The organism is Serratia sp. H1w, from assembly GCF_000633355.1.
Lineage (GTDB): Bacteria > Pseudomonadota > Gammaproteobacteria > Enterobacterales > Enterobacteriaceae > Chania.
Genome location: NZ_AYMQ01000077.1, coordinates 80,666 through 88,260, shown reverse-complemented (window position 1 = coordinate 88,260; position 7,595 = coordinate 80,666). Strand labels below are relative to the sequence as shown.

The following is a 7,595-nucleotide window of genomic DNA, read 5'->3' as shown; positions in this document are numbered from 1 at the left end:
TGACCATCTCATTAACCCGCTAAGTGCGGGTTTTATGAGAACACTTAAATTAACGATTTTTACTAGTTATTTTCGTTAAATTTAACAATATCATCATACGCTGCATCGAAGTTGTCATCATCTGACTCATACCCGTAATCAGGAACAAAATCTTCGTCGCCTTCTTCATCGAGGTCATCCTCTTCATCGAGGTCATCCTCTTCATCGAGGTCATCCTCTTCATCGAAGTCATCCTCTTCATCGAAGTCACCTTCTTCATCAAGGCTACCTTCTGACGCATCGCTATCTTCAGGGACTAACTCTTCGCCACAACCGTCTTCACAATCTTCGTTAATATCGTTTTCTTCTTCGAAAACATCATTTTCGCCAAAATCGCTCATGAGTCTGCCTCCTACTTTAGTGTTAAGTCCTTTCGCCACCATTTTACCCAACTTTGCACGTAACATCTTGCCCTTTTCACTTGTGTTCTCGTTGCCACTTAATCAGCCCCTCGATGCGAGAAGCGCACACGTCCAGCTCGTTTTGGGCGGCCTGTAGCGATATCACCGCATCACCAAACGTCGAGCCGGTGAACGGCGTTTTCTCGCATAGCTGCGAATACACCGCTGGCGGGTACACGTAAATGATCTGCGGGGATGGAGGGGGTTTTGGCTTATCAGCGCAGGATGTCGATAGCAGAATCAGGCAAACGCTGATTGCTACAGTCACTCGACTCCAACGCTTTGCGTAACTTTCCGTTTTCAGCATCGGCCTTGGCCCTCTTCTGCTGTTCAACCTTTAACTGTTCTTCCGTGGCGCGCCGGTCAGCGTCAATTGACTCTTTCAGCACAGTGATCGCTTCATCACGATCTGCCACCGACATACTTAGCTCGGCGTTCTTGTCGCTTAGCGCCTGGTTTGTTTTGTCGGCTTTATCCAGGCGGCTTGTCAGCACCCCGTTTATGCCGCCCAGGCAGATAGCCACCAGCAACGCACCGATCAACCCGTATTTGTTCAACCATGTCATGCGGGGATCTCCACATGCGGCGCGTCTAGGAACCGGGCGGGCTTGTCGTGCGGGCTGCCCGTCCAAGTGATACCAAAGCGCAGTTTCACGCCCAGCTCGGCACCAGCATTGTGCATAGCGTCCAGCACCGGCAGCCAGCACTTATAATCATTCCAGTCACCGCCAACGGGGAATAGATCCACCGCATGGCCGGTTAGGTGTCGGCTGTCCATCGTCTTGCTAACACCTTTTCTCACGTTATCGCGCTGCTGCGCTTCCGTGCGAACGCCCTCGATAACGATAAAATCGACGGTGGTAAGCTCCAGCGCGCGGCGAACGACCTTGACCAATGCCGGGTTTACGCCAACGAGGTTTCCCTCACTGCGCTTGCTGAATCGGAAATTATTCATTGTGACCGCTCCCCGTAAAACAGTTGAGACACATTGCCCCGCGCCCGGAATACAGCCATGCATAGCACTAGGTTCAACAGTGTTTCGGCGGGATCAATGATTCGGTACTCACTAAAGGCGATCCGGATGGCAACCGTGCCGCTGGCAATAATCAGAAGGTAAGCAAGAAGCGACGCAGAACGGTTGAATTTAGCCCCATTGCGGCGGTAGGTCAGCATTCGGGTACACATCAAGCCGCATGAAAGGCCGTTAGCGAACGCCAGCAATATTTGTAGGTCAATCATGCGGCCCCCTTCTCAGTATGTCGGGATCGGATGCACGTTGCGTCAGTGCCATCAGTAGGCGAACAGACACGGCAGAGCTGACGATCGCCCCAATCATCCGCGTGGCGCTTACACTGCCCGGCAGGAATGCAGAGATCAGGGAGGCGAAGAAGTCGCAAGAAACAATCCCCACGACAAACGACGCGAGGCAGAGCAGCACGCGAACAAACAACGTGTAATCCTTGGCGCTGATAACGAAAATCACAGAGCCGATAAAGGCACCTATGAACACATCAGCAGCATCAGGCCCAGACAGCAGGCCGAGAAGCGTTGCCCCGCCAACTACCGCCGTCTCCGGCGCCCTCGATACAGGTAACGTCATTGATAATCTCCTTTGTTCGCTCAGCGAACGCCGGGCGGTAGAAACGAAAAAGGCCCACCGAAGTGAGCCTTTAGATAGGTTGATAATGATTACAGAGCGGTTATTTCTAGCCGCTTGCCCAGCGCCTTAAGCGCGGCCTCGATCGTATCGATTTTGGTCGCATGGTTTAGGGTCACGATGCGGTTAACTTCCTGCGGTCGTGTACCCAAGCGGCGGGCCAGTTCAGCCGGTGTTGTGCCGGTGGCGATCATGGCGTTAAGGAGCAGCACCTTAGCCGCCACGCTGGCCGGTACGTCGATAAACTCTTCGCCGTCAGTGCTTGGCATCGGCACGGGCCGCCGATCTTCAAAGTAAAAATCAAACGCCGTTACCAAGGCGTCTTGCGCCAACGATAGCGCTTCTTCCCTGGTATCTCCGCCCGTTAATGCCTCCGGGATGTCCGGGAACGATACACACCACCCGGTTTCGTCATGCTCAAATTTTACGGGATATCGCATATTTGACTAAGTGAACCTTCGCGAGTAACCAGCCCCGGAGGGCTGGTTTATTATTTAAGGCCAAGTTGCTTGAGAATCGCTTTTCTCAGCGGCTCCGGTATTTCCTTCCCCGGATGCCTTGGCATTATCGTTTGCTTGCCGTTGAGGTGGATTTTCAGGTGGTTGGTACCGTTAGAAAACTCCGCCCCTTGTGCTGCAAGCCAACGCTGGAACTCGCGTTGCTTCACTTCCTCCTCCTGTTTGTTTAACTTGAAATCATTATAAACATTTTTGTTTATACAAGCAAGAGGCAATCTAAACATTTTTGTTTATTTCGAGCTTCAAGGGGAAGCTGTCATAGGTGGGACCAACTGCATAGGTCAAACCACTCGCGAGTCATTCGTAAGTGGTTTTTAATGAATAAACATATTATATATGTAAGTTATATATACTCATCATCTATTATTGAGTATTTACCTTCTTCTGCTAAAATGTATGTATACTTATCCACGTAAGCAATACCAAGCTTGCTCTCATACATGATAGTTAAAACAAATTGTTTTGGGAGTGAGTCAACATGAATGTTTTGTGTTTCCCCCAAATTAAACCCTCCACTTTTTAATGAGTGAACGTTAACTCCATTGAATGGCGGAAAAGGTGGTTCTGTCTTTATTGACACATTCATAGCATCCTCTCCAGCCAACTCCAATATGCCGCGATATACAAAATAAACGCCTCCAGATATAACCGCAGGTTTCACGGATGGAGCTTTTATTCTTGGTTTATATTGATTCTCCTTCTCAAACTTAGCAGTACTTATACTTTCCTGATCCATTTTAAGTTGATCTCTCGCTACTGAAACCATATCACGATATTGATCAACCGAGTTTTTCAACTCAACTGCTTGCAACTCCAGAGCTCTAGTGTTTTGTTGTAATTCTTTCTGCTGCTGTAAGTATCCCAAAACTAGCCAGAGAAAAGCCACCGGAGAGAAAACTCCCGCCAAAAAATCACCTAACTCGTTCCATGATGTCATTACATTCAATTTCAATGCAGCTACGGTGATACAGAGTAATAAAAAATACACACATGTTACTGTCACACCTACCCAGAAAGTTTTCATTTCCCTCTCCCAAAGAATTTCAGAGCAGGCATTAAACTCTTCTCATTTAATATTGTCAATTAACAGCAGGTTACTATAATTATTTCAAATGCAATAGTTACCATTCTATGGTTTCATATCACTCTATAGCCGCCACCTTCAACGCGCGAATAATTAGTGATTTTTGAGGCTTTTTAACATAATGGTCGTTACCCGCACCGCCGAAACAGCACTCATCCCGCTGACCAGGTGAACGCCGTTTTTCTGGCGATCTTCTTTCCCGTTTAGCGTAAATCGGACTGCATAAACCGTGCATAAAACAGGGTGCTTTTTGCATAGCCTATTTTATCGCTGAAACGCCTGTTCTGGCATGTTTTGTGGGTTAACGAGCTGTGGTCTGACAATAAGCCGATCGATGGTTTCGTGGGTCGCGAACGAGCAACCGCAATTAGCGTCCTGGCATTTGTGGTAGCGCTCTTTGGTCGTGGCGCTCAGGTAGCGGCTAGACCGCGTGTGTGCGGCCTTACCGCACAAGGGGCAATGCATCATGCTTTCAGCCTCCTACAAACGCAAAAAGCCCCGCACGATGGCGAGGCTCTTGGATGGGGTCAAATTGCATTTACAATTTTAGACGTTAGAAGCATAGCACATGTTTTTGGGTACCCACAACCCTCTCGGGCAGCATCACCTCAAGATCCATATCAAGCCTAATGCCAAGCGTGACTAACCCCCCTTCCAAGAACGCCTCAGAAGCCTGTAGCGATTTTCTAACTGCGTTTCTATCCCTGTGCATCGCCTCCGCAATATAACGCGTTGAATGCCCACCTATGAATCGTTGCCCCAGGATCAGCAGATCATCCGGGTGGCACACGAGTCCCATATGTGCCACGCAAGCATCGATAGCGGCGCCGTCTTCTTCCGAGCAACCGGGTTTACTCCGACGCTGGACTGGCGTGCCGTAGGGAGTGACCGACAGCGAGGGCCAGTCGACCAACGAGCAATACTCTTCGCTCGCCGCCCATCGCCCCCACCGTTCTAAAACTTCCTGCATATTTCTGCGCATAGCAATTGACCTCAACTTTTTTCAACAAATTTTATAAAGACGTTACCTCTCGTCTTTCATTTTCAAACTCATCAGCTTTTTAAGCCTTCCGGAATAAGCCTCCCAGTTCGCTGCCGAATCCATGGGGTGCTGTGTATCGATGTACAACCAAACAGAACCGTCTTTTTGTGTAATTGGTGGCGGAGCCAGTGCATTAATCGTTGCTTGTGTCAGGCTACGTTTAAAGAAAAATGAATCCCCTAAAGAGTTATAATCCCTATTGAAAGCTTCCCAAGAGCCGTCTTCCTTGCGCCGAATGCCGTAAGGCATACACTGCCGAAAAATCATGGACATATTCCCTTCTCCTTTCCGATACTCGTAATTTTCTGCAAGTTAATTGCCGAGGTAACAGATAGGTAACAGATAAACACCCATCTGTTACCCTATTCCAACCCTTGTGCCGTCAGGCTTCGAGGCACTTTAGGTAACAGGTAACAGTTACTTCTAGGTCTATATACGTATGCGCACGTACATAATACATAAATATAATCTCTCGCGTATATATAGTTAAAAACAACTGTTACCTGTTACCTTTACACCTTAAGTTATTGTTTTTTATTATTTTAACGAGGTAACAGATCCCCTTTTATCTGTTACCTATCTGTTACCTTTTTTAGATTGAATTCTGCAATTTTTCGCACGTTTCAAAAAACGCGCGTAATTCGTCGTTGCTGAACTCGCAATTTTTTACAAGTATCCAGAAGCGATATCCCATCCCGCTAATTTTTACCAAGTCGGTTGCTGGCCTTTTTGTTTTTTCTTTCAAGATACGCGTAATATGCTTTTGACTAATTTCTGCATCTAATCCAATTTCCTTGATTACCTCGTTGACAATTTGCTGGTAAGTCATCGCGGGTACCGGTGGATTGTCCAGAACGGACAGCACAGCCGCCTCAACATCGCTCTTATTGCTCTCTATCATCAATTGTCGTTCTTTCGTGAGCGGCGCACGTTGCCAATTGAAGCGGGAAATATCTACGTTCATCAGGTAAGCGTACACCTGGGCAATGAAGTCACTGTCGCCCAACGCGCCGTACAGATGAACATAGTGATCTTCGCTCGCCTCAACATCCGGACCACCCAACACGGCGATACGACGGTCTTCCTCGGGCAGCGCCAGGGCATCGTAGTGGTTGGTGTAGAACAGAAAGCCAGTGAAGATATCGATGGTCAGCTTCTTACCGTACTTCCGGTTGACCTCGAAACGTGGCTCGGTCAGCACATCGCGGATCTTGTCGTTGACCTCATACCGCTTGTCGTTCTCCCTCACCTCATCGATGGTGCATAGCAATGTGTGGTATAGATAATCGTGAAACTGGTTATCACACAGGGTCTTCATGCGTGTGCGAGCACAGTTCCACGGCCCTAATATTTTTTCCATCAGTTGGCTTACCCACCCCCTGCCGGTGCCGTGGGCCGTAGCCACATGCAGAATAGAAATCGGACAACGCCGCTCGGGGCGTTGCACCATCCACGCCAGACGCGCAATGAAGAACTCACGTTGCCACTCGTCAGGTACCAGGTAGGCCATATGGTCGAGGAACGTGGCTACCTTGCGCGTATCGGACGTTTTAGCATGCTCTGGCAAGTAGAACTCATTGATCTCATACCGCCCGTCCTGGCGCTCAATAAGTCGCCCCTTACCCGGTTGGTACCCGGTGGACTCTGCGACCTTCTTGGTTGGCCGCTCGATCCACACCTTCGTCGCTGGGGTTGCATTGCCCTTCCCTATTGGTGGGAACTGGTACGGAGCCATCAGGTTCTTGAACGCCTTCATTTCCATCATGCAGTTATAGGGTGGCCGGGATAAGTCGCACACCTTGTCGCCATCCACTACATAGATAAACCGCTCTAAAAAGTGGCTCGTCATATCGGTATCAATATCGGTAAACCCCTGGGGCTTTTCTTCGGTGGCAACCAGGTCCTCAAAATCACCATCACGGAAACCAATAGCATTAAGGAAATCGCCATCATTACGGTGTGCGCAACTGGCGTGCAGACATTTGAAATGTCCCAGCTCAAACCCGGCGGTGCTCGCAGGGAAATACACCGTTGATGTGGTATCGGTAGCCGAGCTGTGGCCGTCTTCAAACGGACAGCGGATGTAACGCTCACCACTGGCGCCAAAATCCAACGTCCAGCCGTTAGCGTCCAGGTAGTCGGCCACATCATCTGTGGCACCCGGTGTGCTCTGGCTACGGTCACGCAAACGCCCCACCCCGGCCTCGGTGGAAGACACCACAGGGAGAACATCGGCCAAGGCAGACCAAAGCGCCTCGAGCTGGTCGGCTGTTACCGTAAGCGGATCAGACGGTAGACCACCGTCCCACTGAATGCGGGCGCCCGACTCATGCACGCCAGCGGCTACAAACTGCTGGCCTTCGGCCAATAGCTCAACGATCCCGGCCTCACCTTCCAGGCGGTGAATACGTTTGCGGTAATCACCCTCGACCGCCAGCAGGTACAGGCATTTGTTGCTGTTCTCCCGGTACCGGCGCGGCGGCAATTCGCCAAAGTGCTCAATAAGCTGATCACGAATGGCCTGCTGCTGATCGGCGTCGAGAACATCGCAATCAAGCGCCAGCCAGCCGCGGCCAGCACGAACGCAGATCCCGTAATCAGGCTCACGGATCCACTTTTCGAGGTCAGCATCACTCGCGAGGGGCTGCTGCGCCCAATCGCTGATCCCGGCAACCAGGCGCTTACCGTTGTAAATGCTTGGCGTCTTGCCTAGCTTTTTCATCTTGCTTAAAGGGGAAATGCTCGCGGAGGGGTTACACACAACAGGCCGCAGGTCACCACCTCGACCCAGGATCAGGTCGAAGTGAAACCATTCCTCGGGCGTCGCCCCCCAACGTTCTTGCTGGGTCATGGG

13 protein-coding genes are annotated in these 7,595 nt (G+C 50.1%); all 13 read right to left on the bottom strand.

The annotated features are described in order from the left end of the window. Positions 1 to 62: 62 nt before the first annotated feature. The 13 genes from U869_RS29515 to U869_RS0118505 all read right to left on the bottom strand — a co-directional run bounded on the left by U869_RS29515 (position 63) and on the right by U869_RS0118505 (position 7,592). Positions 63 to 380 (bottom strand): hypothetical protein, encoded by a 318-nt coding sequence (locus tag U869_RS29515; RefSeq protein WP_025120659.1) that lies wholly within the window; start codon positions 378 to 380, stop codon positions 63 to 65. A gap of 76 nt (positions 381 to 456) precedes the next feature. Then, on the bottom strand, positions 457 to 618 hold the full coding sequence (locus tag U869_RS31905; RefSeq protein ID WP_198530677.1) for a hypothetical protein: 162 nt from the start codon (positions 616 to 618) through the stop codon (positions 457 to 459). Between the two features lie 37 nt (positions 619 to 655). Continuing rightward, positions 656 to 1,006, bottom strand: a complete 351-nt coding sequence (locus tag U869_RS0118555) for a DUF2570 family protein (protein ID WP_025120658.1) — start codon at positions 1,004 to 1,006, stop codon at positions 656 to 658. After that, complete coding sequence (locus tag U869_RS0118550) at positions 1,003 to 1,395, bottom strand: M15 family metallopeptidase (RefSeq protein ID WP_025120657.1); 393 nt, start codon at positions 1,393 to 1,395, stop codon at positions 1,003 to 1,005. Before U869_RS0118550 ends, U869_RS0118555 begins: the two co-directional genes overlap by 4 nt. Continuing rightward, positions 1,392 to 1,679: a phage holin family protein gene (locus U869_RS0118545; protein ID WP_029987501.1), complete on the bottom strand. Its 288-nt coding sequence runs from the start codon at positions 1,677 to 1,679 to the stop codon at positions 1,392 to 1,394. The genes U869_RS0118550 and U869_RS0118545 overlap by 4 nt, the downstream gene beginning before the upstream one ends. Further along, on the bottom strand, positions 1,672 to 2,040 hold the full coding sequence (locus U869_RS0118540) for a putative holin (protein WP_025120655.1): 369 nt from the start codon (positions 2,038 to 2,040) through the stop codon (positions 1,672 to 1,674). Before U869_RS0118540 ends, U869_RS0118545 begins: the two co-directional genes overlap by 8 nt. Before the next feature lie 89 nt (positions 2,041 to 2,129). Beyond that, on the bottom strand, positions 2,130 to 2,537 hold the full coding sequence (locus tag U869_RS0118535) for a type II toxin-antitoxin system HicB family antitoxin (RefSeq protein WP_025120654.1): 408 nt from the start codon (positions 2,535 to 2,537) through the stop codon (positions 2,130 to 2,132). Between the two features lie 50 nt (positions 2,538 to 2,587). Beyond that, a complete protein-coding gene (locus U869_RS0118530) occupies positions 2,588 to 2,764 on the bottom strand; it encodes a type II toxin-antitoxin system HicA family toxin (protein ID WP_025120653.1) in 177 nt (58 codons plus the stop codon). A gap of 194 nt (positions 2,765 to 2,958) precedes the next feature. Next, positions 2,959 to 3,639, bottom strand: a complete 681-nt coding sequence (locus tag U869_RS30095; RefSeq protein WP_025120652.1) for a hypothetical protein — start codon at positions 3,637 to 3,639, stop codon at positions 2,959 to 2,961. A gap of 324 nt (positions 3,640 to 3,963) precedes the next feature. Beyond that, positions 3,964 to 4,167, bottom strand: a complete 204-nt coding sequence (locus tag U869_RS30915; RefSeq protein ID WP_071998257.1) for an ogr/Delta-like zinc finger family protein — start codon at positions 4,165 to 4,167, stop codon at positions 3,964 to 3,966. Between the two features lie 85 nt (positions 4,168 to 4,252). Next, entirely contained in the window at positions 4,253 to 4,669 is a 417-nt protein-coding gene (locus tag U869_RS0118515) for an antiterminator Q family protein (RefSeq protein WP_232785376.1), read from the bottom strand. Between the two features lie 54 nt (positions 4,670 to 4,723). Then, positions 4,724 to 5,014 carry a hypothetical protein gene (locus tag U869_RS0118510; RefSeq protein ID WP_025120650.1) on the bottom strand — a complete coding sequence of 97 codons (291 nt, stop codon included), beginning with the start codon at positions 5,012 to 5,014 and terminating at the stop codon, positions 4,724 to 4,726. Positions 5,015 to 5,333: 319 nt separating this feature from the next. After that, complete coding sequence (locus U869_RS0118505) at positions 5,334 to 7,592, bottom strand: DUF5906 domain-containing protein (protein WP_025120649.1); 2,259 nt, start codon at positions 7,590 to 7,592, stop codon at positions 5,334 to 5,336. Positions 7,593 to 7,595 lie beyond the last annotated feature (3 nt).

Coding starts and splice junctions, on each gene's coding strand:
- U869_RS0118550 (WP_025120657.1), bottom strand. CDS start 1,395: ATGAATAATTTCCGATTCAGCAAGCGCAGTGAGGGAAACCTCGTTGGC.
- U869_RS30095 (WP_025120652.1), bottom strand. CDS start 3,639: ATGAAAACTTTCTGGGTAGGTGTGACAGTAACATGTGTGTATTTTTTA.
- U869_RS0118515 (WP_232785376.1), bottom strand. CDS start 4,669: ATGCAGGAAGTTTTAGAACGGTGGGGGCGATGGGCGGCGAGCGAAGAG.
- U869_RS0118555 (WP_025120658.1), bottom strand. CDS start 1,006: ATGACATGGTTGAACAAATACGGGTTGATCGGTGCGTTGCTGGTGGCT.
- U869_RS30915 (WP_071998257.1), bottom strand. CDS start 4,167: ATGATGCATTGCCCCTTGTGCGGTAAGGCCGCACACACGCGGTCTAGC.
- U869_RS0118540 (WP_025120655.1), bottom strand. CDS start 2,040: ATGACGTTACCTGTATCGAGGGCGCCGGAGACGGCGGTAGTTGGCGGG.
- U869_RS0118505 (WP_025120649.1), bottom strand. CDS start 7,592: ATGACCCAGCAAGAACGTTGGGGGGCGACGCCCGAGGAATGGTTTCAC.
- U869_RS0118545 (WP_029987501.1), bottom strand. CDS start 1,679: ATGATTGACCTACAAATATTGCTGGCGTTCGCTAACGGCCTTTCATGC.
- U869_RS0118510 (WP_025120650.1), bottom strand. CDS start 5,014: ATGTCCATGATTTTTCGGCAGTGTATGCCTTACGGCATTCGGCGCAAG.
- U869_RS29515 (WP_025120659.1), bottom strand. CDS start 380: ATGAGCGATTTTGGCGAAAATGATGTTTTCGAAGAAGAAAACGATATT.
- U869_RS0118535 (WP_025120654.1), bottom strand. CDS start 2,537: ATGCGATATCCCGTAAAATTTGAGCATGACGAAACCGGGTGGTGTGTA.